The 24609-nt window shown below is 74.2% G+C and carries 25 protein-coding genes; 16 read left to right on the forward strand and 9 right to left on the reverse strand.

Annotation, left to right across the window (positions count from 1 at the left end):
- Positions 1–69 precede the first annotated feature (69 nt).
- The gene (locus PV350_RS09985; RefSeq protein WP_500333400.1) at positions 70–1497 is read left to right on the forward strand and encodes an RICIN domain-containing protein; all 1428 of its coding nucleotides are present in this window, start codon (positions 70–72) and stop codon (positions 1495–1497) included.
- Positions 1498–1569: 72 nt separating this feature from the next.
- Positions 1570–2265: a pyridoxine/pyridoxamine 5'-phosphate oxidase gene (locus PV350_RS09990; RefSeq protein ID WP_499510510.1), complete on the forward strand. Its 696-nt coding sequence runs from the start codon at positions 1570–1572 to the stop codon at positions 2263–2265.
- A gap of 4 nt (positions 2266–2269) precedes the next feature.
- On the opposite strand, the gene PV350_RS09995 is transcribed toward PV350_RS09990, so the two are convergent.
- Positions 2270–3187: an AraC family transcriptional regulator gene (locus tag PV350_RS09995; RefSeq protein ID WP_500333401.1), complete on the reverse strand. Its 918-nt coding sequence runs from the start codon at positions 3185–3187 to the stop codon at positions 2270–2272.
- A 154-nt stretch (positions 3188–3341) separates the two neighbouring features.
- On the opposite strand from PV350_RS09995, the gene PV350_RS10000 reads away from it, so the two are divergent.
- The 4 genes from PV350_RS10000 to PV350_RS10015 all read left to right on the forward strand — a co-directional run bounded on the left by PV350_RS10000 (position 3342) and on the right by PV350_RS10015 (position 8673).
- Complete coding sequence (locus PV350_RS10000) at positions 3342–4424, forward strand: aldo/keto reductase (protein ID WP_500333402.1); 1083 nt, start codon at positions 3342–3344, stop codon at positions 4422–4424.
- A 185-nt stretch (positions 4425–4609) separates the two neighbouring features.
- Positions 4610–5176: a peptidase gene (locus PV350_RS10005; protein ID WP_500333403.1), complete on the forward strand. Its 567-nt coding sequence runs from the start codon at positions 4610–4612 to the stop codon at positions 5174–5176.
- A gap of 12 nt (positions 5177–5188) precedes the next feature.
- On the forward strand, positions 5189–6169 hold the full coding sequence (locus PV350_RS10010) for an EamA family transporter (RefSeq protein ID WP_500333404.1): 981 nt from the start codon (positions 5189–5191) through the stop codon (positions 6167–6169).
- Positions 6170–7152: 983 nt separating this feature from the next.
- Positions 7153–8673, forward strand: a complete 1521-nt coding sequence (locus PV350_RS10015; RefSeq protein ID WP_500333405.1) for an FG-GAP repeat protein — start codon at positions 7153–7155, stop codon at positions 8671–8673.
- Here the strand turns inward: PV350_RS10015 and PV350_RS10020 are convergent.
- Together PV350_RS10020 and PV350_RS10025 are read right to left on the reverse strand one after the other, a co-directional pair.
- Positions 8670–9308: an FMN-binding negative transcriptional regulator gene (locus tag PV350_RS10020; RefSeq protein ID WP_500333406.1), complete on the reverse strand. Its 639-nt coding sequence runs from the start codon at positions 9306–9308 to the stop codon at positions 8670–8672. The genes PV350_RS10015 and PV350_RS10020 overlap by 4 nt on opposite strands.
- A 14-nt stretch (positions 9309–9322) precedes the next feature.
- Complete coding sequence (locus PV350_RS10025; RefSeq protein WP_499510503.1) at positions 9323–9994, reverse strand: pyridoxamine 5'-phosphate oxidase family protein; 672 nt, start codon at positions 9992–9994, stop codon at positions 9323–9325.
- Positions 9995–10029: 35 nt separating this feature from the next.
- On the opposite strand from PV350_RS10025, the gene PV350_RS10030 reads away from it, so the two are divergent.
- Positions 10030–11361, forward strand: coding sequence for an aminotransferase class I/II-fold pyridoxal phosphate-dependent enzyme (locus tag PV350_RS10030; RefSeq protein WP_499510502.1), 1332 nt, complete (start codon positions 10030–10032; stop codon positions 11359–11361).
- 21 nt (positions 11362–11382) lie between these two features.
- Here PV350_RS10030 and PV350_RS10035 read toward each other — a convergent pair whose 3' ends face one another.
- Positions 11383–12318, reverse strand: coding sequence for a DMT family transporter (locus PV350_RS10035; protein WP_500333424.1), 936 nt, complete (start codon positions 12316–12318; stop codon positions 11383–11385).
- A gap of 55 nt (positions 12319–12373) precedes the next feature.
- On the opposite strand from PV350_RS10035, the gene PV350_RS10040 reads away from it, so the two are divergent.
- Positions 12374–13288 carry a LysR family transcriptional regulator gene (locus tag PV350_RS10040; RefSeq protein ID WP_499510501.1) on the forward strand — a complete coding sequence of 305 codons (915 nt, stop codon included), beginning with the start codon at positions 12374–12376 and terminating at the stop codon, positions 13286–13288.
- A 26-nt stretch (positions 13289–13314) separates the two neighbouring features.
- On the opposite strand, the gene PV350_RS10045 is transcribed toward PV350_RS10040, so the two are convergent.
- Complete coding sequence (locus tag PV350_RS10045; RefSeq protein WP_499510500.1) at positions 13315–13785, reverse strand: pyridoxamine 5'-phosphate oxidase family protein; 471 nt, start codon at positions 13783–13785, stop codon at positions 13315–13317.
- An 86-nt stretch (positions 13786–13871) separates the two neighbouring features.
- Here PV350_RS10045 and PV350_RS10050 point away from each other — a divergent pair, with 86 nt between their 5' ends.
- A complete protein-coding gene (locus tag PV350_RS10050; RefSeq protein WP_499510499.1) occupies positions 13872–14546 on the forward strand; it encodes an isochorismatase family protein in 675 nt (224 codons plus the stop codon).
- Here PV350_RS10050 and PV350_RS10055 read toward each other — a convergent pair.
- Complete coding sequence (locus tag PV350_RS10055; RefSeq protein ID WP_499510498.1) at positions 14529–15011, reverse strand: Rieske (2Fe-2S) protein; 483 nt, start codon at positions 15009–15011, stop codon at positions 14529–14531. The two genes, PV350_RS10050 and PV350_RS10055, sit on opposite strands and share 18 nt — an antisense overlap.
- Before the next feature lie 300 nt (positions 15012–15311).
- Between PV350_RS10055 and PV350_RS10060 the strand changes: the two genes are divergently transcribed.
- The 5 genes from PV350_RS10060 (at position 15312) to PV350_RS10080 (ending at position 19187) form a co-directional block, all read left to right on the forward strand.
- Entirely contained in the window at positions 15312–16130 is an 819-nt protein-coding gene (locus PV350_RS10060; protein ID WP_499510497.1) for a HipA family kinase, read from the forward strand.
- A 47-nt stretch (positions 16131–16177) separates the two neighbouring features.
- A complete protein-coding gene (locus PV350_RS10065; RefSeq protein WP_499516753.1) occupies positions 16178–16519 on the forward strand; it encodes a DUF3037 domain-containing protein in 342 nt (113 codons plus the stop codon).
- A gap of 119 nt (positions 16520–16638) precedes the next feature.
- Positions 16639–17400 (forward strand): 3-oxoacyl-ACP reductase FabG, encoded by a 762-nt coding sequence (gene fabG, locus PV350_RS10070; protein ID WP_499510496.1) that lies wholly within the window; start codon positions 16639–16641, stop codon positions 17398–17400.
- Positions 17401–17422: 22 nt separating this feature from the next.
- Positions 17423–18184 carry an SDR family oxidoreductase gene (locus PV350_RS10075; RefSeq protein ID WP_499510495.1) on the forward strand — a complete coding sequence of 254 codons (762 nt, stop codon included), beginning with the start codon at positions 17423–17425 and terminating at the stop codon, positions 18182–18184.
- 322 nt (positions 18185–18506) lie between these two features.
- Complete coding sequence (locus PV350_RS10080) at positions 18507–19187, forward strand: uracil-DNA glycosylase (protein ID WP_499510493.1); 681 nt, start codon at positions 18507–18509, stop codon at positions 19185–19187.
- A gap of 111 nt (positions 19188–19298) precedes the next feature.
- On the opposite strand, the gene PV350_RS10085 is transcribed toward PV350_RS10080, so the two are convergent.
- Both PV350_RS10085 and PV350_RS10090 read right to left on the reverse strand, forming a co-directional pair.
- Complete coding sequence (locus tag PV350_RS10085) at positions 19299–19817, reverse strand: DinB family protein (RefSeq protein WP_499510492.1); 519 nt, start codon at positions 19815–19817, stop codon at positions 19299–19301.
- A gap of 31 nt (positions 19818–19848) precedes the next feature.
- Positions 19849–20445: a TetR/AcrR family transcriptional regulator gene (locus PV350_RS10090; protein ID WP_500333407.1), complete on the reverse strand. Its 597-nt coding sequence runs from the start codon at positions 20443–20445 to the stop codon at positions 19849–19851.
- Between the two features lie 460 nt (positions 20446–20905).
- Here PV350_RS10090 and PV350_RS10095 point away from each other — a divergent pair, with 460 nt between their 5' ends.
- Positions 20906–22117, forward strand: coding sequence for an FAD-dependent monooxygenase (locus tag PV350_RS10095; protein WP_500333408.1), 1212 nt, complete (start codon positions 20906–20908; stop codon positions 22115–22117).
- 13 nt (positions 22118–22130) lie between these two features.
- Complete coding sequence (locus tag PV350_RS10100) at positions 22131–23045, forward strand: Gfo/Idh/MocA family protein (RefSeq protein ID WP_499510489.1); 915 nt, start codon at positions 22131–22133, stop codon at positions 23043–23045.
- Here PV350_RS10100 and lnt read toward each other — a convergent pair.
- Positions 23017–24543, reverse strand: a complete 1527-nt coding sequence (lnt, locus tag PV350_RS10105; protein WP_500333409.1) for an apolipoprotein N-acyltransferase — start codon at positions 24541–24543, stop codon at positions 23017–23019. The two genes, PV350_RS10100 and lnt, sit on opposite strands and share 29 nt — an antisense overlap.
- Positions 24544–24609: the final 66 nt, after the last annotated feature.

The following is a 24609-nucleotide window of genomic DNA, read 5'->3' on the forward strand; positions in this document are numbered from 1 at the left end:
GTCCCACCCCCCTAAACGGTTGGCCCCCCACGACGTGCACCCCGGGTGCGCACACGAAGGAGCCGTCCCGTGCTGAAATCCGCCGTCAGAGCCCTCGCCGCGGCCCCCGCCGTCCTCGCGATGGCCGCCACCGCCGTCGTCGCCACCGGCGGCTCCGCGAGCGCCGCCGCCAACCCCGGCCCCGGCTTCCCCGCCCACTACGCCGCGCCCTACGTCGAGACCTGGAACTCGCCCTCGGCGATGACGAACGCCCGCAACGCGACGGGCCTGAAGTACTTCACCCTCGCCTTCGTCATCGACGGCGGCGGCTGCAACGCCATGTTCAACGGCGACACGCCCGTCACCGACGCCGGCTGGACCTCCGCGGTCAACTCCCTGCGGGCCGCCGGCGGCGACGTCATCGTCTCCTTCGGCGGTGCCTCCGGTACCGAGGTCGGACTCTCCTGTACGACCGTGTCCGCACTCAAGGCCCAGTACAAGAAGGTCGTCGACGCCCTCAACCTCACCCGCGTCGACCTGGACGTCGAGGGCAGCGCGATCGCCAACACCGCGGCGAACGACCGCCGCAACAAGGCGCTCGCCCAGCTCCAGCAGGAGTACGCGGCCGCCGGGCGCAAGCTCGACGTCCAGTACACCCTGCCGTCCATGCCGAACGGCCTGGACGACAACGGGACGAAGCTGCTCGCCAACGCCAAGAGCAACGGGCTGAACGTCAACCTCGTCAACATCATGACGATGGACTACTACGACGGGACCCGCGACATGGGCAAGGCGGCCACCGACGCCGCCACCGCCCTGCGCGGCCAGCTCGGCGCCATCTGGCCGGAGAAGTCCGACGCCCAGTTGTGGGCGATGGAGGGCAACACCCCGATGATCGGGGTCAACGACGACACCAGCGAGATCTTCACCACCGGCAACGCCAGCACGCTCGCAAACTTCGCCAAGTCCAAGGGCATCCAGGAGCTCGCCTTCTGGGCGCTCGGCCGCGACAAGGCCTGCGCCACCAACGGGCAGCTCTCCGACAGCTGCAGCGGCACCCCGCAGAGCGCCTGGCAGTTCTCCTCCGTCTTCAACACCGTGACCGGCGGCGGCACCACCCCGCCGCCCACCGGCTCCACCGGCCAGATCACCGGCCTCGGCGGCAAGTGCGTCGACATCGCCGCCGCGAGCAGCGCCAACGGCACCGCCGTCCAGATGTACGACTGCAACGGCACCACCGCGCAGCAGTGGACGGTGGGCACCGACGGCACGCTGCGCGCCCTCGGCAAGTGCATGGACCTCACCGCCGCCGGCACCGCCAACGGCACCAAGGTCCAGCTGTACGACTGCAACGGCACCGGCGCCCAGGTCTGGCAGCGCGGCAGCGGTGACACCCTGGTCAACCCCGCGTCCGGCAAGTGCCTGGACGTCACCGACAAGTCCACCGCCAACGGCGCCCGGCTGCAGATCTGGACCTGCGCCGGCGGCACCAACCAGCAGTTCCACCTCCCGGCCTGACGGCCCCACCGCCGCCGCCCGGCGCACCGCGCGACCGCGGTGCGCCGGGCGGCCGCATGCCAGGATCGGTGCGTGACCGACGACCAGGCACCCGTGACCGCCGACGCCCTCCGGGAGCGCATGCGCTCCGCGCCCGTCCTCGGCGGACCCCTCCCGTCCTTCGACCCCGCGACCGCCGGACCCGAACCCGGGCCGCTGTTCGCCCGCTGGCTGGCGTACGCCCTCGACGACGGCGTCCCGGAGCCGCACGTCATGACCCTCAGCACGGCGGACGCCGCCGGACGGCCCTCGGCACGGGTGCTCATGCTGCGCGGCGTCGACCTCGACCGTCCCGCCTTCGACTTCGCCTCGGACGCGGCCAGCCGCAAGGGCCGCGACCTGGCGGACCGCCCCCACGCCGCGCTCACCTGGTACTGGCCGAGGCACGGCCGGCAGATCCGGGTGACCGGGCCGGTCGAGACCCTGGACCGCGCCACCGCCCGCCGCGACTTCCTCGGCCGCCGTGAGGCCTCCCGGATCGCCGGCTTCACGGGCGTGATGAGCGCCCCGATGCAGGGGCGCGGCGCGTACGAGGAGGCCCGGCGCCGGGCCACCGGGCACGTCGCCGCCCACCCCGACGACGTGCCCGAGGGCCACACCGTCTACCGGCTCGTCGCCGACGAGGCCGAGTTCTGGCAGGCCGCCCCCGCCCAGGGCCACGTCCGCCTCCGCTACACCCGCGACCCCGCCGCCCCCGGCGGCTGGACACGGGGACTGCTCTGGCCCTGAGGCCTCACGGCAGGTGCCGCACCCCCAGCGGGCCGGAAGCGGTGCGGACGCGGGCGGCGTCCTGGCCCGGCGGGGCGCCGAACAGGCGGCGGTACTCGCGGTTGAACTGGGTGGGGCTGGCGTAGCCGACGACATGGCCGACGCCCGCGACGTCCTCGGGCCGGGCCACCAGGAGCGAGCGGGCCTCCTGGAGGCGGATGCGTTTCTGGAACTGCAGGGGGCTCATGGTCGTCACGGCGCGGAAGTGCCGGTGGAAGGCGGAGGGGCTCATGCCGGCGAGACGGGCGAGGTCCTCGATCCGCAGGGGCTCGGCGTAGTGGTCGCGAATCCAGTGGATGGCCCGGCTGACGTGGGACAGGCCGCTGTCGGCCAGCCCGATCTGACGGACCATGGCGCCGTGGGGGCCGGTGAGCAGCCGCCAGAGGATCTCCCGCTCGATCATCGGGGCGAGCACGGGGGCGTCCGCGGGGTGGTCGAGCAGCCGCAGCAGCCGCACGACGGCGTCGAGGAGGTCGGGTCCGGCCTCACCGGTCGCGATCGCGGGCGGGGCGGACGCGGCTCGGGCCCGGCGCCCGGGCGGTGCCTCCAGCAGCAGCGGGGCGATGGCGGCGGCGCGCAGGACCAGCCCCATGCCCAGCGCGGGGTGCCGCGGGCTCATGTCCACGTAGTGGCCGGTGACCGGCAGGACCGCGGTGACCACGAGGTACTGCCCCGCCCGGTAGTCGTGCACCTCCTCGCCGAGCAGCAGGCGCTTGCCGCCCCGGGCCATGACGACCAGCAGCGGTTCGGTCAGCGAGTAGTCGGGCGGGGCCGTCGCCACCCGCGAGAGCAGCAGCCCGTCGATGGGCGTCCGCAGGTCGGGCCGGGCGTGGGTCGAGATGAGGCCGCGGACCTCGTCCAGGAGGTCGGGAGGGGTGCGCACACCTCACCGAACCATCCCCTCCAGGGGCCCGGCAAGCCCGATCGGGGCGAAGTCGGCAGGATCGGGCAAGAGCCCGCGAGGATCGGTCTACCCCGCCGGAGCCGTCTCCCGTTGCATGGAGTGGACAGATTCCGACGCACAAGGGAGCACGTCCATGCCGCTCGACCACTACGTCACCCTCGGCCGATCGGGGCTGCGGGTCAGCCCGTTCGCGCTCGGCGCGATGACCTTCGGCGAGGACCCCGGCGGCGCCGGGTGCAGCGTCGAGGAGTCGGAGAAGATCCTGGCGACCTACCTGGACCGCGGCGGGAACTTCATCGACACCGCGAACTTCTACACCAACGGCCACTCGGAGCGGATCCTCGGCGACTGGTTCGCCGCCCACCCCGGACGGCGCGAGCACGTGGTGCTGGCGTCGAAGTTCTTCACCAACCTCTTCCCCGGCGACCCCAACGGCGGCGGCGCGGGCCGCGGTTCGATCGTCGCCCAGCTCGACGAGACCCTGCGCCGCCTGCGCACCGACCACCTGGACCTGTACTGGCTGCACAACTGGGACCGGCACACCCCGATCGAGGAGACGATGCGCACCCTCGACGACCTGGTGCGCGCGGGCAAGATCCGCTACATCGGCTTCTCCAACACCCCTGCCTGGCTGACCGCGCAGGCCCAGACCACCGCACTGCTGAAGGGCTGGACCCCGCTGATCGCGCTGCAGGTCGAGTACTCGCTGCTGGCCCGCACCGTGGAGGGCGAACTCGGCCCGCTCGCCCTCGACCAGGGCATGGCGCTCGTGCCGTGGAGCCCGCTGAAGAACGGCTTCCTGTCCGGCAAGTACCGGCGCGGCGGCGCGGTCGCCGACTCCGCCCGCACCTCGTTCGTGGGCGGTCCCGGGGAGGACGAGTACCCCGTGATCGAGGAGGTCGCCGCCGTCGCCGACGAGCTGGGGACCACCTCGGCGGCGGTGTCCCTGGCGTGGCTGCGCGCCCGCGAGGGCACCGTCGTGCCGATCGTCGGCGCGCGGCGTCTGGAGCACCTCGAGGACAACCTCGCGGGCCTGGAGACGGTCCTCGCCCCGGAGCACCTGCGGCGGCTGGACGAGGTGTCGGCCCCGGTGCTGGGCTATCCGGCGCCCCTGCACGGCGAGTTGCAGGCGATGCTGCAGTTCGCGGGCACCACGGTCGACGGCCGGGCGTCCACGGTGTACCCGCCGCTGCTGCAGAGCGACGTCCGCTACTGAACCGCCCGCGGCGCCCGGCCCGGGTCCGGCCCGGGTCCGGTCCGGGGTCGGTCCGGGGCTGGTCCTGGGGCCGCCGTCATCCCTGAGGAGGACGCGGCGCACGGGGGTGCCCGTCCAGCGCAGGACGGCGGAATGGGACCGTGCGCCGATGCCGTCCGGGCGTGCCGTCTGATGGGGTGGACCGCGTGCACTGGAACGACTCGCGGCTCGGCGCCGAGCTGCGCACCGTGACCGCCGCCGCCCGGCGGCGCGCCACGAGGGACGGGGACCGGCAGGTCGACACCGCGCACCTCCTGCACTCCCTCCTCGAGGCCGACCCGCGGGCGCGGGAAACCGTGGAGGGAGCGGACGGTGCGGCGGGCGCGGCCGGTACGACGGGTGCCGCCGGCGGCCGGCGGGTGGCGCGCGTCCTCGGCTACCTCGCGCAGCGCAGCATCGGCTACGGCATCGCCTGGCGGGACGCGGTCGAGGACCCGGGCGCCGGAAGCGTGCTCACCGCCGTCGTCGCACCCGGCTGGAGCCCGGCCGCCGCCGCGGCCCTGCGTGCGGCCGCCGTCCGCGCCGGGGAGCGGGGCGCGCCGCGGGCCGACGGGACCGACCTGCTCGCTGCGCTCGTCGCCGACCGGGGGAGCCGGGCGGCGCAGGTGCTGAGGTCGGCGGGGGTCGAACCGGAGGTCCTGGCCGGGCGCCCGCGCCCGCCACGTACCGAGGGCGACAGTCGCCACAGGGATGACGGTCCTGTCGCGAGCTGACATCATGGCCCGATGCATGTGTCTCAGGGGAGGAACGCCGGGCTCTGGCTCGCGCTGGTGTCCGCGTTCGCGTTCGGCGGTTCGGGGGTGGCGGCCAAGCCGCTGATCGAGGCGGGGCTCGACCCGCTGCACGTGGTGTGGTTGCGCGTCACCGGTGCCACACTCGTCATGCTCCCCGTGGTGCTGCGGCACCGGGCGCTCCTGCTGCGCCGCCCCGGTCTGCTGCTCGGCTTCGGCCTGCTCGGCGTCGCCGGCGTCCAGACGCTCTACTTCGCGGCGATCTCCCGCATCCCGGTCGGCGTCGCGATCCTCGTGGAGTTCCTCGGCCCCGCGCTGCTGCTCGGCTGGGTGCGCTTCGTCCAGCGCAAGGCGGTCAGCAAGGCCGCGGCGATCGGTGTCGTGCTCGCCGTCGGCGGCATGGCCGCGGTGGTCGAGGTGTGGTCCGGGCTCGCCTTCGACCCGCTGGGCCTGGCGCTCGCCTTCGGCGCCGCCTGCTGCCAGGTCAGCTACTTCGTCCTGGCCGACCACGGCAGCGAGGGCGACGACGCGCCGGACCCGGTCGCCGTCATCGCCTACGGCCTGGCCATCGGCGCCGTCGTGCTCACCGCGGTCTCCCGCCCCTGGTCGATGGACTGGTCGGTGCTCACCCGGCAGGCGGCCCTGGGCGAGACCGACGTGCCGGCGGTCCTGCTCGTCGGCTGGGTCGTGCTGGTGGCCACCGTGCTCGCCTACCTGACCGGTGTGGTCGCCGTACGACGGCTGTCGCCGCAGGTGGCCGGAGTCGTGGCCTGCCTGGAGGCGGTGGTCGGCACCGTCTTCGCGTGGGTGCTGCTGGGCGAGCACCTCGCCCTGCCGCAGATCATCGGCGGAACGCTCGTACTGGCGGGCGCCTTCGTCGCCCAGACCGCCAAGAAGCAGGGCACGACCACGGTCGTCGCCTCCGGCACCCCGGCCGCCGCGGAGGCCGCCGCTTCCGCGACGCAACCCGCGTAACGCTCCCGCCGGCCGCGGCGCCGGCCCTGCGGGGGTCTCGTCGTCTCGGCCGCGCACCGCTGCGGAGGACCGACACGACCGTCCGGGACACCTGCGCGGCCTGTGTCGCCCCCCGCCCTCGTCGCTACGCGCGCCGGCCCCTTGGCCATGTCGTCACATGCCCGCCTGCCCCCGCGACGTCTGGTACAGCACTCCCCCAGCCTTCGGCCGGGAGTGCCCCCACGCTGCGTTGTCGAATCGTCCGAGTGGCCCACTACGAGGACGACTCTCCGCCTTGCGATGCACCGCACCTGGGGGCACCTCCCAGCGAAGCTGGGGGAGCTCCATTGACGACACGGCCTAGGCCCGGCCACGTCGCATGGGGCGCGGGGGTGTTCCACCCGCCGCCGGGCCGCCGGGTCCGGCGCCGGCGGTGGCGCTGGTCCGCGCGCCGCGGACGGCGTCGGCACGGCGTGGTCCGCTGGAGTCACCGGTAGTCGATGGGTGCTCGTCGTCGCGGCCACGCGCCGCGGGCGGCCGGGGCGTTCCGCCTGTGGGGGTCCGGCACCGGCGGTCGCGTTGGTCCGCGTGACGCGCGCTGGTGTCGGTGGCGCGGCCCCGCTGGGGCGGCGGTCGCGGCCGCCCCGGCACAGCGTGATCGTCCCCGTCCGGTTCGCCATGCGCGCTGCCCCGCCCGCCGGGTCCGGTAGCGGCGGTCGCGCTTGTCGGTTCGTCCGCGGCTGTCGGCCGCGGGCCGTGGAGAGCGTCGGTTCCGGCGTTCCGCGCCAGGGTCACCGACCCGCCACGCCGGGCCGCAGCGGTCGTGGTGCCCCCGGTGCCGTGCGCCGACGGCGCCCCCCGTCCGTGCATCTCCGGCCGCGCTTCCGCAATCACCCCTACAACCATTCCTCCCCACGGCGTGTCAAAGACCGTGCCGGAGAAGGAAACGGGCTCTTTCCGGACACCCCCGCACCGCCCGGTCGTCCTGAGCGAAGGAGCCGCTCATGCGCAAGAACCGCTCGGCTGCGGTCACCGCGGCATCATTTCTCCTCATCACGGGCGCGGCCATCGCCACCGCGCCCGCCTCCGTCGCCGGGACCCCCGGCGGCACCCATGCAAGTGACCGCAACCGGGACTTCAACGGCGACGGGTACGAGGACGTGCTGACCGGCGCGCCCGGCGCCACCGTGGGCGGGCGTTCCGGCGCCGGTGCCGTCACCGTGCAGTACGGCGGGCCCAAGGGGGTCACCACCAGCGCCAAGGTCTTCAGCCAGAACACCTCCGGCGTGCCCGGCGCCGCCGAGACCGGCGACGCCTTCGGCCAGGCCGTGGCCAGCGGGGACCTCGACGGGGACGGGTACGACGACGCCGTCGTCGGCATCCCCGGCGAGGACCTGGGCGGCGTCGGCGCCGACGCGGGCGGCATCGTGGTCCTGTGGGGCTCGGCGAAGGGGCTGTCCGGCGCCGCGAGCGACTGGCTGCAGTCCGTCAGCGCCATGAAGGGCGACCGGTTCGGCAGCGCCCTGGCCGCCGGGCACTTCACCACCTACGTCCCGGGTGACCTGCTCGCCGTGATCGACAAGGTGGGGCTGTCGATCTTCCAGTACGAGTCCGTGCCGCAGGCCGCCGCCCGCAAGGGCGGGGACGCGGGGACCTTCACGCCCTTCAAGGACCGGCGGCGCACGCCGCTCGCCCGGCAGGCGGAAGGGCCCGGCATCGCGCCCACCTCGCTGACGACCGGCGACTACGACGACAACGGCCTGGCCGACCTCGTGGTCTCCGGCCTCAGCCTGGGCGACGAGCCGGGCTACGGCTGGTCGTACGTCCTCCTCAGCGACGACATCGATCCGCTGCCCGTCACCGCCCTGCGCGGCGGCCCCGTCGTCGCCTCCGGCGACGTCAACGGCGACGGCTTCGACGACCTGGTCACCGGGGAGCCGCACAGCCCCGACGACGGCGGCGCGTCGGTGACCGGCGGCATGGTCGGCGTCTACTACGGCAGTCCGGACGGGCCGGTCGGGCAGGAGGGTCCGGGGAGCCCGCCCGTGTGGTGGACCCAGGACAACGCCGGAGTGCCGGGTGTCTCGGAGCGCGGTGACGGCTTCGGCTCGGACCTCTCCGTCGGGGACGTCAACCGCGACGGGTACGCGGACGTCGCGATCGGCGCCTCGGGCGAGGACATCGGCAGCGTCGCCGACGCCGGAGCCGTGTGGGTGCTGCGCGGTTCGGCCGGGGGCCTGACCACCGCCGGTGTCCTGGACGTCAGCCAGAACACCGCGGGCGTCCCGGGCGCCGCCGAGAAGGCCGACAAGTTCGGCGCCCAGGTCTCCTTCACCGACCCCAACCGCGACGGCTACTTCGGTCTGCTCGTCGCGGCCCCGGGCGAGAACACCAACGACGGCGTGGTGTGGGTGTTCTCGGCGGGCGCCGGCGGCCTCAAGCTGCCGGGGAGCTGGACGTACGGCGGCGGTTCGCTCGGCGCCCCGTCGCAGAACGCCCGGTTCGGCGCGGCGATCGACGACTAACCGCGCTGCCCGAGGCGGCGCAACTGCTGGGTCCGGGCGGCGTCGTCGCCCGGACCGTCGCGCTCGGCCAGCAGCCCGCTCACCCGCCACTGGGTCTCGCGCGGGCGGTTCCCGCCGAACTTGAACTTGGCGCGCACGTCGGTGACCTCCAGCCGCAGCCCGCGGATCCCGGGCAGCATCCGGCCGAACGGCGCCTGGCCGGGGACGACGGGGGCGTGGTCGCCGCGCGGCTGGAAGTGGGCGAGCTGCCGGTGTAGGAGGTCCGCCTTCTCCTGCGGGTCGTCCACGAGGTGGGCCACGCAGAGCAGTTGCACGGCGGCGTAGTAGCTGGTGGGCGTCCCGTGCTCGGGCGGGGTGCCCTCGGGGGCGTGCCAGGGGCCGGGGATGAAGGTGTAGTCGTCGACGACGCTGAGCGTCACCCGGGGGTGGGCCTCGATCGCGGCCCACAGCGGGTTCGGCCGGGCGAGGTGGGTGACCGCCTCGCGCCGTCCGGCGTCGTAGGCGAAGTGCAGCGGCTGGACGAACGGGGGCTCGCCGCCCAGGCCGTTGACCGCGAGCTGGCCGAAGTCGTGCGCGGCCAGCCAGTCCTGCCACTCGGCCTCGTCGAGGGCGGCGTCCCAGGGGTGGACGAGCATGCGCGGGGCTCCTTTCAGCGCGCGGTGAGGTAGCCGGGGACGGCGATCGACGGGTCGAGGTCGTCGGCGGGTTCGGGCGTCCCGTAGAAGCGGGTCACCGGCAGCACGCCCGTCCAGTGGGGGAGCGCCAGGTCCTCGGGGTCGTCGCCGGGGCCGCCGGTGCGCACCTTGGCCGAGACCTCGTGCAGGTCGAGGGCGATGACGGCGGTGGCGGCCAGTTCCCTGGCGTTGGCGGGGCGGGAGTCGGCGGCGCGGCCGGGCACGATGTGGTCGACGAGGGCGTCCAGGGCCGCGGAGCGCTCGGCGGGGTCGGTGACCTGGCGGGCCACGCCGTGCACCACCACCGAGCGGTAGTTGATCGAGTGGTGGAAGGCGGACCGGGCCAGCACGAGCCCGTCCAGGTGCGTCACGGTCAGGCAGACCGGGAGCCCGGTGTCCTCGCCGGCGCCGCGCAGCGGACGGGAGCCGGTGGAGCCGTGCACGTAGAGCCGCTCGCCGACGCGGGCGTAGAGGGTCGGCAGCACGACCGGTGCCCCGTCGCGGACGAAGCCGAGGTGGCAGAGGTAGTCCGCGTCGAGGATCGCGTGCACCAGGTCGCGATCGTACGAGGCACGCTCGCGGCTGCGGGTCGGGACCGTGCGGTCGGTGGCAGCGTACGCATCGGCAGCGGAGGGCGTGGCGGACATGGCGCGATCCTTTGCACTAGTGCATAATGCCTTTTGTGCTAGGAGAGTACACGTTCACCGGCCGGGGTGCAGCGGACATCGCGGCGAGCGTCGAACGGGCCATCGGGGAGGGCGCGCTGGCGCCCGGCGCCGCGCTGCCGCCGCTGCGGGAGCTCGCCGCGGAACTCGGCGTCAACCCCAACACCGTCGCCGCCGCCTACCGTCTGCTGCGCGACCGCGGCGTCATCGAGACGGCGGGCCGGCGCGGCAGCCGGGTGCGCAGGCGTCCGGCGACCACCGCGCGGGACGAGATCCGCCTGGAGGTGCCGCCCGGGGTGCGGGACCTGTCCACGGGCAACCCGGACCCCGCCCTGCTGCCCCCGCTCGGGGAGGCAATGGCCGAGGCTGCCGCCCGCAACGCGCGGCAGCCCACGCTGTACGGGCGGTCCCCGGTCGAGGAGGAGCTCGCCGCGCTCGCGCGTGCGGCCTTCGACGCCGACGGGGTGCCGCCCGGCCCGGTCGGCCTCACCTCCGGTTCGCTCGACGCCATGGAGCGCGCGCTCACCGCCCACCTGCGGCCGGGGGACGCGGTGGCCGTGGAGGACCCCGGCTGGGGCAGCGTCTTCGATCTCGTCCCCGCCCTGGGGCTGCGCGCGGTCCCGGTCGGCGTGGACGACGACGGCCCGCTGCCGCACGACGTGGACGCCGCCCTGCGGCAGGGCGCGCGGGCGCTGATCGTCACCGACCGCGGCCAGAACCCGACCGGGGCCACGCTCTCCGCGGCGCGCGCCGGCGAACTGCGCGCCGTCCTGAGCGGCCACCCGCAGGTGCTCGTCATCGACGACGACCATGTGAACGGCCTGACCGAGCTGCCGCTGCACCCGCTCGCCGGGAGCACCCCGCACTGGATGCTGGTCCGCTCGACCGCCAAGGCCTACGGCCCCGACCTGCGCCTGGCCGTCCTCACCGGCGACCCGGTCACGCTCGACCGGGTCCGCGGCCGCTACCGGCTCGGGCCCGGCTGGGTCAGCCATCTGCTGCAGCACACCGTCGCCCACCTCTGGCGCACCGGAGCGGTCGACGTTCCGGTCGTCTCCGCCGCCTACGCCGCGCGCCGCGACGCTCTGGTGCGGGCGCTGGCCGACCGCGGCGTCCCGGCGCACGGCCGCAGCGGCATGAACGTCTGGGTCCCGGTGCCCGACGAGACCGGGGCGGTCGCCCGGCTCCTGCAGGCGGGCTGGGCGGTCGCGCCCGGCGCGCGCTTCCGCCTGGACTCCCCGCCGGGCATCCGCATCACCGTCTCCCCGGTCGCGGCGGACGAGGTCCCGGCCCTTGCCGACGCCGTCGCCGCCGCCGTCCGGCCGCACCGCGCCGGGCGCTTCGGCTGACGGGGCGCGGGCCGGAGGGGATCAGGCCGCCGGACGGCGCTGGGTCAGCGCCGCGCCGGCGAGCACGACGAGGGCGCCGACCGGCTCGTTCCACGTCAGGTGCTCGTCCAGCAGGGCGACACCGGCAGCGGTCGCGATGACCGGGATCAGGTAGGTGACCATCGTGGCGATGGTCGGGCCCTTCTCCGCGACGATCCCGTACTGCAGGAGGAAGGCGATCCCGGTGCCCAGCGCGCCCAGCGCCACGACCGACAGCGTCGGCCAGAGCGGGAACGAGCCGGGCGTGGAGGTGAACAGCGGGGTCAGCACGGCCAGTTGGACGGTGCCGAGCAGCAGCTGCGCGGAGGACATCGACAGCGCCGAGTTGCCGCTGCCGCTCAGGGTGCGGCGCACGTAGATCCACCCCACCGCGTAGCTCGCGGAGGCGCCCAGGGCCATCGCGGTGCCCGCCGGGTCCGTCCCGGAGAAGCCCTGCCAGGCGCCGAGGACGGTCAGCACGCCGACGAAGCCGATGCCGACCCCCGCGACCCGCTGCCGGGTCGGCTTGTCGTCCGAGAGCGCCACCACCGACAGCACCATGCTCCACAGCGGGGTCGTGGCGTTGCAGATCCCCGCGAGCGTGGAGGGGATGGTGAGCTCCGCGTACGCGAAGAGCGTGAACGGCAGCGTGTTCAGCAGCAGAGCGGCGACCGCCATGTGCCCCCAGGTGCGGGCGCCGCGCGGCATCCGTTCGCGCTTCACGGCGAAGGCGGCGGCCAGCACGGCGGTGCCGAAGACCATGCGGCCGAGCGCGACCTGCAGCGGGGCGTACGCCTCGGTGCCCACCTTGATGAACAGGAAGCTGAAGCCCCAGATGAGCGCGAGCACGGCCCAGCTGACGCGCCAGTCCACCACGGGGCGGCCACGGCGGCCGGGTGGCGGGTGCTGGGTGCGCTCATGGCCATCACCATGACGGATTGAACCTCTTAGGACAAGCGAGAAAACCTGTCGGTGATCACGTAGTGTTGCTTACATGTTGAACCTCGAGCGCCTGCGCATCCTGCATGCGATCTCCACCTATGGCTCGGTGAGCGCCGCGGCGGACGTCCTGCACGTGACGACCTCGGCCGTCTCCCAGCAGATGGGCAAGCTCGAACGCGAGACGGGGCAGACGCTGCTGGCCAAGAACGGCCGCGGGGTCCGCCTCACCGACGCCGGCCGGCTGCTGTCCGGGCACGCCGACCGCATCCTCTCCCTCGTCGAGCTTGCCCACTCCGACCTGGAGGCGCACCGCGGCGCCGCGGTCGGCGAGCTGCGCATGGGGGCCTTCCCCACCGCGGTGCGCGGCCTGTTCCCGCAGGCGCTCGCGGCGACGCGGCACGACCACCCCAAGCTGCGCGCGATGGTCCACGAGATGGAGCCCCAGGACGCGCTGGCCCGGCTCGTCCGCGGCGACATCGACCTCGCGGTCGTCCTCGACTGGTACAACAAGCCGCTGTCGCTGCCCGGGGGCCTGGCCAAGGAGCCGCTGCTCGACGACCTCGCCGACGTGGTCGTCCCCGAGGGCCACCCCCTGGCGGGCCGCGACGAGGTCGACCTCGGCGAACTCGCCGACGACGACTGGATCGCCTGGCCGGACGGCGGCTTCTGCCACGAGTGGCTGCTGTTCACCCTGCGCGGCAAGGGTGTGGAACCGCGCATCGCCCACCACGCCGAGGAGCACCCCACGGTGCTGGCCCTCGTCGCCGCCGGCCTGGGCGTCGCCGTCGTCCCGCGCCTCGGGCGCGGCCCCCTCCCGGCCGGGGTCCGCGCGATCCGCGTGCGCCACACCATGAAGCGCCACATCTACGCCGTCTGGCGCTCCGACGCCGACCGCCGCCCCGCCATCCGCGCCGCCGTCGAGGCCCTGCGCCGGGCGGGCGAGGACGTGGCGGCCGCCGAGGGCTGATCGCGTTCGGGGCCGCCGCGCGTGCGCTAGCCGAGCCCCGGCATCTTGCGGAAGTCCCAGGAGACGACGGAGTCCGGGGTCAGGCGCAGCCACGCGTGGCGACCGTCGTGGGGCATGGACTCCAGGCCGAAGTTCTTGGCGGCGAACAGCCGCTCGACGGCCTCCAGGTCCGGGTGGGGCTCGCCGGTGCGGGGCGCCTCGCCGACGAACTCGAGGGTGCCGGAGAGCTCGACGCCGCGCAGTTCGCCGTACTCCGTGCCGTCGTCCACGACGACCGCGACCCGCGGATCACGCCGCAGGTCGGCCCAGCGGCGGCTGCGGACGATCGAGTACAGCCACAGGGACGTCCCGTCCCAGACGAACCACAGCGCGCCCACGTGCGGGCGGCCGTCGGGCGAGACGGTCGCGACGCGGCAGGTGCGCTGCGCGCCGAGGAAGGCGTCGGCCTCCTGCGGGGTCATCATGATCCGGCGCCCGCGCCGCTGTGCGACGGCCATGTGCGTCCCCCACTTCCCTGCCTGACGACTCGTCAGATACGGTCGCTCGGGACGACGGTAAGGCAGCCGCGCACGAGGGGGCAAGCATGACGGACGGCAACCGGGACCGCAGGCTCGACGCGCTCCTGACCCCCCGGTCCACCGCGGTGCTCACCGTCGAGTGCCAGCGCGGGGTGGTCGGTCCGGACGGCGCGCTGCCGGAACTCGCGGCCGCCGTACGGGCCTCGGGGGCGCTGGACGCCACCGCGCGGCTGGTCACCGCGGCCCACGCGGCGGGCGCCACCGTGGTGCACGCCGTCGCCGAACGCCGCGCCGACGGCCGCGGGTCCAGCCGCAACGCGCGGATCTTCCGCGCCGCCGAGCGGCTGCCCGTCCTGCAGCTCGCGGGTACACCGGCGGTCGAGGTCGCCGAGGAGATAGCGGTCGGTGCCGGCGACTTCGTCGTGCGACGGCTGCACGGGCTGTCGCCGGTCGCCGGCACCGGCCTCGACGCCGTGCTGCGCAACCTGGGCGTGCGCACGGTCGTCGTCACCGGGGTGTCGGCCAACGTGGCCGTTCCCAACGCCGTCTTCGACGCGGTCAACCTCGGCTACCAGGCGGTCGTGCCCGCGGACGCCATCGCCGGGGTGCCGCAGTCGTACACCGCGGACATGGTCCGGCACACCCTCGCGCTCGTCGCCACGGTCACCACCGCCGACGAGGTCATCGGCAGCTGGAAACGGTCCGGGCCGGGCCCGGGGGGCTCAGGCCAGGGCCACTGAGTCCCCCTCCACCTTGATGTTCGCCGCCGGCAGCGGCTGGGTCGCCGGGCCGTTGGCCACGCTGCCGTCCTTGATGCTGAACTTGCTGCCGTGGCATGGGCAGTTGATCGTGCCGCCCGCGATCTCGTTGACGGCGCAGCCCTGATGGGTGCAGATCGCCGAGAACGCCTTGAACGAGCCCGCCTCGGGCTGGCAGACGACGACCTTCTTGTCCGCGAAGATCTTGCCGCCGCCGACCGGGATGTCCGAGGTCTTGGCCAGCGCCGCCTCGGCCCCGCCGCCGGCGGGCGCCGACCCCCCGGTCCCCTGGTCGCCGCCCTGCGGGGGCGCGGCAGGGCTGTAGGCGCCCGCGGAGTCGTTGGAGTCACCGCACGCGGCCAGCGCGGCCGCGAGCCCCGCCGCACCCACCCCGGCGACCACGGCGCGGCGGGTCGGAGCTCCTGCGGTGCCAGTCGTCTCGGCCATGCGTCACACATCCTGTTGCCTCGTCCGTTCCGGACCGCCAGCCGGGGCCCGGGAGCGTCGGTCACGCCCTGCCCTGTCGTACGGACGAGATGGGTGAGCCGTTCAACCATCCCAGGGAAATCTCACGTGCGGCCGCATGTCCGCGCGAAGCGCCGAGGCTAGTAGTGCGTGCTGACGAAGACGTTGATCCATCGATCGATGTCCCCAAGGCGGCCCACCACTGCTCCGCCCACCAAACCCTCCGGGTGCCGGAACCACGGCGCGGCGTGGCCGTGGGACACCAATCACTAGGATGCGTCCATGGAGGAAGTGACCGGGATCCGCTACGTCACGCCGTTGCGTGAGGGCGGATCGGTTCCCGGGGTCGTCGAGGCCGACGACCTGGGGACCTACGTGGTGAAGTTCGTGGGCGCCGCACAGGGGCGCAAGGCGCTGGTCGCGGAGGTGATCGCGGGGGAGCTGGCCCGGCGGCTGGGGATGCGGGTGCCGGTGCTGGTGCGGTTCCAGTTCGACCCGGTGATCGGGCTCGGCGAGCCGGACCAGGAGATCCAGGACCTGCTGAAGGCCAGCGGCGGCCTCAACCTCGGCATGGACTTCCTCCCCGGTGCGCTCGGCTTCGACCCGCTGGTCTTCGAGGTGGAGTCCGGCGAGGCGGGCCGGATCGTGTGGTTCGACGCCCTCGTGGGCAACGTCGACCGCTCGTGGCGCAACCCGAACATGCTGGTCTGGCACCAGGACCTCTGGCTGATCGACCACGGCGCCTCGCTGATCTTCCACCACAACTGGAAGGGCGCAGACCAGGCCGCGGACAAGCCGTACGACGCCGCCGACCACGCCCTCGCCCGCTTCGCCCCGGACGTCGAGGCCGCCGCCCGCGACCTCGCCCCGCGGGTGGACGAGGCGCTGCTGCGCGAGGTCACCGCCCAGGTCCCCGACGAGTGGCTGGTGGACGAGCCCGGGTTCGCCGGCCCGGACGAGGTGCGGCGCGCGTACGAGCGGGTGCTGCTGGCGCGCGCCGGCTCGGTGGGGGAGCGGATCACCCTCGCCCCGAAGCAGCAGGAGAAGCAGGCGCCGCCGGAGTGGCTGCGCACCTGGGTCGAGGGGAAGGCCGCCAAGTGAGCACGGCGAGCGGGCGCGATGTGTTCGAGTACGCCCTGGTGCGCGTGATGCCGCGGATCGAGCGCGGCGAGCTGATCAACGCGGGTGTGCTGGTCTACTGCCGTGCCAAGTCCTTCGTGGGCGCCCGGGTCCACCTGGACGAGACCCGGCTGCGCTGCCTCGACCCCGACGTGGACGTCGCCGGCGTACGGGCGGCGCTGCGCGGCTACGAGGGCATCTGCGCGGGCGGCGAGCGGGCCGGGCAGGCGGCGGAGGACGATCCGGGGCGCCGCTTCCGGTGGCTGACGGCGCCGCGCAGCACCATCGTGCAGCCGGGCCCGATCCACACCGGGCTGACCGAGGACCCGCAGGCCGAGGTGGACCGTCTGCTGGATCTTCTGGTGCGCTGAGCCACATCGGCGCGGTGGGCGTTGACACAGGGTCACTGCGCTCCTACGGTTTCGGCTACGGGACGTACTAAGCGGTCGCTCACCTGCGCGACCGCTCCCCACAGGGCTGAGGAGAGCAGATGTCGACCACCGAGCAGCGCGTAGCGATCGTGACAGGGGCGGCGCGCGGCATCGGCGCCGCCACCGCCGTGCGCCTGGCCGCGGAGGGCCGCGCCGTGGCCGTGCTGGACCTCGACGAGACCGCGTGCAAGGACACCGTCGAGCAGATCACCAAGGCGGGCGGCCGGGCCGTCGCCATCGGCGCCGACGTCTCCGACGAGGAGCAGGTCGCGGCCGCGGTCGCGCGCGTCGCCGCGGAACTCGGGGCGCCGACGATCCTCGTCAACAACGCGGGCGTGCTCCGCGACAACCTGCTGTTCAAGATGAGCGCGTCCGACTGGGACACGGTCATGAACGTGCACCTGCGCGGCGCCTTCCTGATGACCCGCGCCGTCCAGAAGCACATGGTGGACGCGAACTTCGGCCGCGTGGTCAACCTGTCCTCGTCCTCCGCCCTCGGCAACCGCGGCCAGGCCAACTACTCCGCCGCCAAGGCGGGCCTGCAGGGCTTCACCAAGACCCTCGCGCACGAGCTCGGCAAGTTCGGCGTCACGGCCAACGCCGTCGCCCCCGGCTTCATCGCCACCGACATGACGGCCGCCACCGCCGCCCGCATCGGCATGGGATTCGAGGAGTTCCAGGCCGCGGCCGCCACCCAGATCCCCGTCCAGCGCGTCGGCAACCCCGACGACGTCGCCAACGCCATCGCCTTCTTCACCGGCGACGACGCGGGCTTCGTCTCCGGCCAGGTGCTGTACGTGGCCGGCGGACCGCTCGACTGAACCGCGACAGGAGACCCGCATCATGAGCAACCAGCCCGACAGCGGACGCGTCGCGATCGTCACCGGCGCCAGCCGCGGCATCGGCTACGGCATCGCCGAGGCGCTCGTCGCCCGCGGCGACCGCGTCGTCATCACCGGCCGCAACGAGGAGGCGCTGAAGGAGGCCGTCGAACGGCTCGGCGCCGACCGGGCCCTCGGCGTGGCCGGCAAGGCCCACGACGAGGCGCACCAGGCCGAGGTCGTCGAGCGGACGATGGAGGCCTTCGGCCGCGTCGACTACCTCGCCAACAACGCCGGTACGAACCCGGTCTTCGGCCCGCTCGCCGAGCTCGACCTCGGCGTCGCCCGCAAGGTCTTCGAGACCAACGTCATCTCCGCGCTCGGCTTCGCCCAGCAGACGTACAAGGCGTGGATGAAGGAGAACGGCGGCGCGATCGTCAACATCGCCTCCGTGGCGGGCATCAGCGCCTCCCCCTTCATCGGCGCGTACGGCATGAGCAAGGCCGCGATGGTCAACCTCACGCTGCAGCTCGCCTCCGAGATGGCGCCCGGCGTCCGTGCCAACGCCATCGCCCCCGCGGTCGTCAAGACCAGGTTCGCCTCCGCCCTCTACGAGGGCCGCGAGGAGCAGGCCGCGGCCGCCTACCCGCTGGGGCGGCTCGGTGTGCCCGAGGACATCGGCGGCGCCGCCGCCTTCCTGCTCTCGGACGCGGCGGCCTGGATCACCGGCCAGACCCTGGTCGTGGACGGCGGCATCTTCCTCAACGCCAGCGTCGGCGCCTGAGGCCCGCGTTCGTCCGCACTCCGACGTGCACGGTCCCTGGTGCCGGCCACCGCTGCGGCGGCCGGCACCAGGGACCCGCCCGTAGCCGAGGGACCGTGGAGGCCTTCGCCGGCCTGGCTGCTGGGCGGGGACGTGCCCGTCCTGCCGGTGCCCGGGGTGAGCGGCGTCGTGCAGCTCGACGAACTCCTGGCGGCGGCCGACCCGGACCTCGAAAGCAGTTGCAGGCCCGGCTGCACGCGGCCTGACACCCGGCCGGGCGGATTGTCGGTGCGGAACGGTACGTTCGTCCCCAGTAACGGATCGCGTACCGGAGGTTCCCGACGTGCCCATCACGCTGCCCGAGTCCTGGCAGGCCGTCCTCGGTGAGGAGCTGGAGAAGCCCTACTTCACCCAGCTCACCGAGTTCGTGGAGGAGGAGCGCGGGAAGCACAAGGTCTTCCCGCCGCGCGAGCAGGTCTTCGCGGCCCTGGAGGCCACGCCCTACGACAAGGTGAAGGTGCTGGTCCTCGGCCAGGACCCGTACCACGGCGAGGGTCAGGGGCACGGGCTGTGCTTCTCGGTGCAGCCGGGTGTCAAGACCCCGCCCTCCCTGCGGAACATCTTCAAGGAGATGAAGGAGGAGTACGGCTACCCGATCCCGGACAACGGCTACCTGATGCCGTGGGCGGAGCAGGGCGTGCTGCTGCTCAACGCGGTGCTGACGGTGCGCGAGGCCGAGGCCAACTCGCACAAGGGCAAGGGCTGGGAGAAGTTCACCGACGCGGTCATCAAGGCCGTCGCGTCCCGGCCCGACCCGGCGGTCTTCGTCCTGTGGGGCAACTACGCCAAGAAGAAGCTGCCGCTGATTGACACCGAGCGGCACGCGGTCGTCCAGGGCGCCCACCCGTCGCCGCTGTCGGCCAAGCTCTTCCTCGGCAGCCGTCCCTTCACCCAGATCGACGAGGCGCTCAAGGCACAGGGCCACGACCCGGTGGACTGGCGCATCCCGGACCTGGGCCGGTGAGTTCGTGCCCGGGCCGGGCGACGCACGGGGGTCGTCGCCGGGCCCGGGCCCAGGGGGACGTCGATGGCGTGCGCCGCGACGAGTTGCCGCACCGGGCGCCGGGGTGAGACGTCAGTCGCCGGTGACCCCGTCGATGCGTTCGCGGATCAGGTCGGCGTGGCCGTTGTGGCGGGCGTACTCCTCGATCATGTGGACGTAGATCCAGCGCAGGGAGATTTCGTGCTTGCCGCGGCGCAGCCCGGTGTCGTCGAGCGAGCGGTGGCGGGTCAGCTCGCGGGCGTGCGCGATCTCGGCGCGCCAGGTGGCGAACGCCTCGGCGGTGTCGGCCTGGGCGAGGTCGTGGAACTCGCCGTCGGGGTCCTCCTCGGTGAGGTAGAGCGGGGGCACGTCCTCTCCGGCGAGCACGGTGCGGAACCAGCCCCGTTCGACCCCCGCCATGTGCCGGACCAGGCCGAGCAGGGTGAGGTCGGAGGGGGGCGCGCTGGGGGTGCGCAGCTGTTCGTCGTCCAGGCCGGCGCACTTCATCGCGAGGGTGTCGCGGTGGAAGTCCAGCCAGCTCTCCAGCATGGTGCGCTCGTCGGCGATGTAGGGCGGGTCGGTGCGCTCCGGTGTCGTCGTCATGGCCGCCATGATGGCGGGGGCCTCTGACAGCGTCGACGCATCAACCGGCCGAGCTGCCGCAGTCGCCGCCGAGCATCCCGCGCAGCAGGTCGGCCGCGCCCGCCCGCAACTCGGCCTCGGGTGGGGGCGACACGGACCCGGCGCCCGCGACGGAGTGGAAGAGGACGCCGTCGCACCACGCGATGAGCGACCGCGCGTGACGCTCCGGCTCGGCGGAACCCACGGCGCGCAGCATCGCCTCCAGCTGCTCGCGAAAGGCGAGGCCCGCGGTGTCGTAGACCGTGTGCAACTCGGGGCGCCGGGTGGCCTCCAGGGCGAGTTCCAGGCGGGCGCGCGTGAGGTCACGGGCCTCGGTGACGGAGCGGTGGAGGAAGTACGCGAGCAGCGCGGCCAGCCCCTCGGGCCCGGGCGCGGACGTGGGGGCGTGGGCCGTCTGCGACTCGCGGAAGGCGAGCCTGCGCACCGCCGCCTCCAGGAGGGCCGCGCGGGTCCGGGCGTGGTTGGACGTGGAGCCCTGCGGCAGACCGGCCGCCTCGTCGACCGCACGGTGGGTCAGCCCGCGCATGCCCCGCTCGGCGAGCAGGGCGAGTGCGGTGTCGGCGATCAGCTCGGGGCGGGACGTCTGCGCGGTGCTCATGACGGCAACCTACCGGCCCCGGCTCCGGCCCCGCCCTGCTCGTGTACCGGCGGGCGGCAGCGTCGTCACCTGGGCCGAGGCGATGGGCCGCCGCCCGGGCCCCCGCCCCGCCTTCCTTCCCTCACCAGGTGCCCGGGTGGAGGTCTCGGACGGCACCGTCACCGGGATTCGGCGTTGCCGGGCCCCACCCCGGTCAGCCGGGGCGACGGGCGCCTGCGCAGGACGGGGTGGCCCGGGTGGGCCGTCACCCGGCTCGGTGTCACCGTGTGCCTTGCCGAGAGCATGGGCGACCGTCTCCCCGGGTTCGCGTGCGCCTCCGGTTCCGGGGCCGGACCTGCCCGTCTGCCTGCGGCGGCAGGCCGGTGCGGCGCGGACGTGCGGGGTGTGCCCTCTCCCCCCGTCACTACAGATGTAGTACGCTCCCCACTACACCTGTAGTCCCGGGAGGGGAGCGGAAGCCATGGGCCGCACATCGCGTCAGCCGCACGCCGTCGTCGTCGGAGCCGGGATCGGAGGGCTGGCCGCCGCTGTGGCATTGCGCCGGCGCGGATGGCGGGTGACCGTCCTGGAGCGGGCCGCGGCGCTCGAACCCGTCGGAGCCGGGATCGGCATCGCGCCCAACGGCCTGCGTGCGCTGGACGCGCTCGGGGTCGGTGAGGCCGTGCGCGCCATGGCCGCCTTCCAGGGCGAGGGCGGGCTGCGCCGCCCCGACGGGCGCTGGCTCTCCCGGACCAGCGGCGAGGCCGCCGCCGAGCGGTTCGGTGGACCCGTGGTGATCGCCCACCGGGCGGAGCTGGTGGCCGTGCTGTCGGGCCTCCTGCCGGACGGCGCGCTGCGCACCGGGACCCGGGTCCTGTCCGCCTCCCCCGGGGGGAAGGTCACGACCGAGGACGGGACGATCGACGCCGATCTGGTGGTCGCCGCCGACGGGATCAACTCAGCCGTGCGCGCCGCGCTGTTCCCGGAGCACCCGGGGCCGGTCTACAGCGGATTCACCAGCTGGCGCACGGTCGTGCCGGCACCCTCCGCGTACCTCCCGCACGAGACCTGGGGGCGCGGCCGGCTGTGGGGCACCGTCCCGCTCACCGGCGGCCGCGTCTACTGCTACGCGACCGCCGTGACCCCGCCGGGCGGCCGCGCCCCCGACGGGGACGAACGCACCGAGCTGCGGCGGCTGTTCGGCGACTGGCACCACCCGGTGCCCGAGCTGATCGACTCCGCCGCCCCCGGCTCCGTGCTCCGCAACGACGTCCACCACCTCGCGCGACCGCTTCCCGCCTTCCACCAGGGGCGCATCGCCCTGCTCGGCGACGCGGCGCACGCCATGACGCCCAACCTCGGCCAGGGCGGCTGCCAGGCCCTGGAGGACGCCGTCGTCCTCGCCCACCTCGCCGCCCCCGACGCCGGGGACGAGCCCGTCGCGCGCGCCCTGGCCGACTACACCGCTCAGCGGCTGCCCCGCACGACGGGCGTCGTGCGCCGCTCCTGGAGCATCGGGAGGCTCACCACCTGGTCCTCGCCGCCCGCCGTCGCACTGCGCGACGCCCTGTTCGCCACCGTCAACCGGGTCGGCCCGCGCCTGGCGCTGCGCAGCCTCGACGGGATCGCCGACTGGCGGCCGCCGGCCGGCCCGTATGCTGCCGACGGCACAGGTCAGGCACTGCAGGCGTAGGCGGGAGCGGCACATGGAACCCCTCAGGATCGGGGTCATCGGACTCGGCGACATCGCGCGCAAGGCGTACCTGCCGGTGCTGACCGCGCAGCCGGGGGTGGAACTCCACCTGCACACCCGCACCCGCGCCACCCTCGACGCGGTCGGCGACACCCACCGGGTCCCGGTCCCGCACCGCCACGAGACCCTCGACGCCCTGCTCGACCAGGGGCTCGACGGGGCGTTCGTGCACGCCCCCACCGAGACGCACGTGGAGATCACCGAACGCCTCATCGCCGCGGGCGTCCCCGTCTACGTCGACAAACCGCTCGCCTACGACCTGGCCGGGGCCGAGCACCTGGTGCGCCTCGCCGAGGAACGCGGGGTCGGGCTGACGGTCGGCTTCAACCGCCGCCACGCGCCGGGCTACGTGCAGTGCGCCGACCACCCGCGCGACCTGATCCTCCTGCAGAAGAACCGCATCGGGCACCCGGAGACCGCGCGCACCGTCGTCTTCGACGACTTCATCCACGTCGTCGACACCCTGCGCTTCCTCCTCCCCGGCCCCGTCGAGCACACCGACGTCCGGGCACGGGTCCGCGGCGGGCTGCTCCACCACGTCACGCTCCAGCTGTCCGGCGACGGCTTCACCGCGATCGGCGTGATGAACCGCATGAGCGGCTCCAACGAGGAGGTCCTGGAGGTCATGGGCCAGGACAGCAAGCGCCAGGTGCTCAACCTGGCCGAGGTCGTGGACCACAAGGGCCAGCCCACCGTCCGCCGCCGCGGCGACTGGGTCCCCGTCGCCCGCCAGCGCGGCATAGAGGGGATCGCCCTCGCGTTCCTCGACGCCGTACGGCACGGCAAGCCCCTCGACGCCCGCGACGCGCTGCTGACCCATGAGCTGTGCGAGCGCATCGTCACCGCCGTGACCGAGCAGACCTCCTGAGCGCCGTCTCGTACGCGCCCGCCCCGGCCAGCAGCAGCACCGCCAGCCGGGGCACCCAGTCGCCGAGCCGGTCGTACGGGCTGCGCCCGGAACCCAGCGGCACGTCGTAGACCTGCGCCGCACTGCGCGACGTGCCCAGCGACGGGCCGATCCGCTCGCCGCGGGCGTCGTGGACCGCGCTGATCCCGGTCAGCGTCGCGTGCACCATCGGCCGCCAGGACTCTGCCGAGCGCAGCGCCGCCAGCGAGGCGTGCTGCGCGGGCGCCCAGCTCCCCTGGAACGAGGACGTGGAGGACTGCGCCACGAGCAGTTGCGCCCCGTCGTCCGCGAGGTGCCGGCTCATGTCGGGGAACGCCGACTCGAAGCACACCAGGGGCCCCAGCCGCACCGTGCCCGCGTCCATGACCACCTGGTGGTCGCCCCGGATCCGGTCCTCACCCGCCGCCCTGCCCACCGATGTGGCCCAGCCCAGCACCGTACGGGCCGGGACGTACTCGCCGAACGGCACCAGCCGCATCTTGTCGTAGCTCGGGCCGACCGGCCCGTCCGGGCCCATCAGGACCGAGGTCTTGGATATCCCGAGGCCGTCGGCCCGCCGGGCGTCGACGTTGACCAGGATGTCGGCGCCGACGTCCCGGGACAGCGCGGCCAGCCGGTTCGCCAGGTCGGGACGGGCGGACAGGTCGAAGCCGACGCTGCTCTCCCCCCACACCACCAGGTCCACGCCCTTGCCCGCGAGCGTACGGGTCAGCCGCTCCCCCTGGTCGAAGCGCGGCTGCGGCCCGGTGATCACCCCCGGCTGCACGACCGCCACCCGCACGGACTCCCCGCTGCGGGCCGGGACCGGCGCCCAGGCCCACACCGCCGTCGTGCCCACCGTCGCGGCGGCCAGCGCCGACCCCGCGGCCGCCCGGCAGGAGGGCACCGCGAGCAGCGCGGCCAGCGCCGTGTTCACCGCCACCACCAGGAAGCTGACCAGCCACACGCCTCCGATCGAGGCCAGCCGCAGCGCCGGCGTCACCTGCCACTGGCTCGCCCCCAGTAGTCCCCACGGCCCGCCCAGGTACTCCCACGACCGCACCAGCTCGACCAGCAGCCAGGCGGACGGCACCAGCACCGTCGCCGCCAGGACCGTGCGGCGGCCCGGCGTGCCCCCGAGCAGCCGCCGCACCAGCCACCCCCACGGCGCCCACAGGGCCCCCAGCAGCAGGGCGATGAGCACGATGAAGACGTGCAGGCTCGGGATCAGCCAGTGGTGCACGGCCACCATGAAGCCGGCCCCGCCCAGCCAGCCGTCCAAGGCGGCCCTCCGCCCCGTCGGCGCGGCGCGTGCCAGCAGCATCCACGGCACGAGGGCGACGTACGCCAGCCACCACAGCGACGGTGCGGGGAACGCCAGCGCCGGCAGCGCCCCCGCCGCCGCGGCCGCCGCGCCGCGCTTCCAGGGCGAGGCGAGCCGGGGGGAGACCGTCCGCGGCCCGTCGACCTTCACCGTCACCTGCGCCACTCCTCACACTCGCCTGCCCTCAGTCTCGTTCGTCCGGACGGCCTTGCCCAGAGGGCC

The sequence above is a fragment of the Streptomyces sp. PA03-6a genome (genome assembly GCF_033792765.1).
Lineage (GTDB): Bacteria > Actinomycetota > Actinomycetes > Streptomycetales > Streptomycetaceae > Actinacidiphila.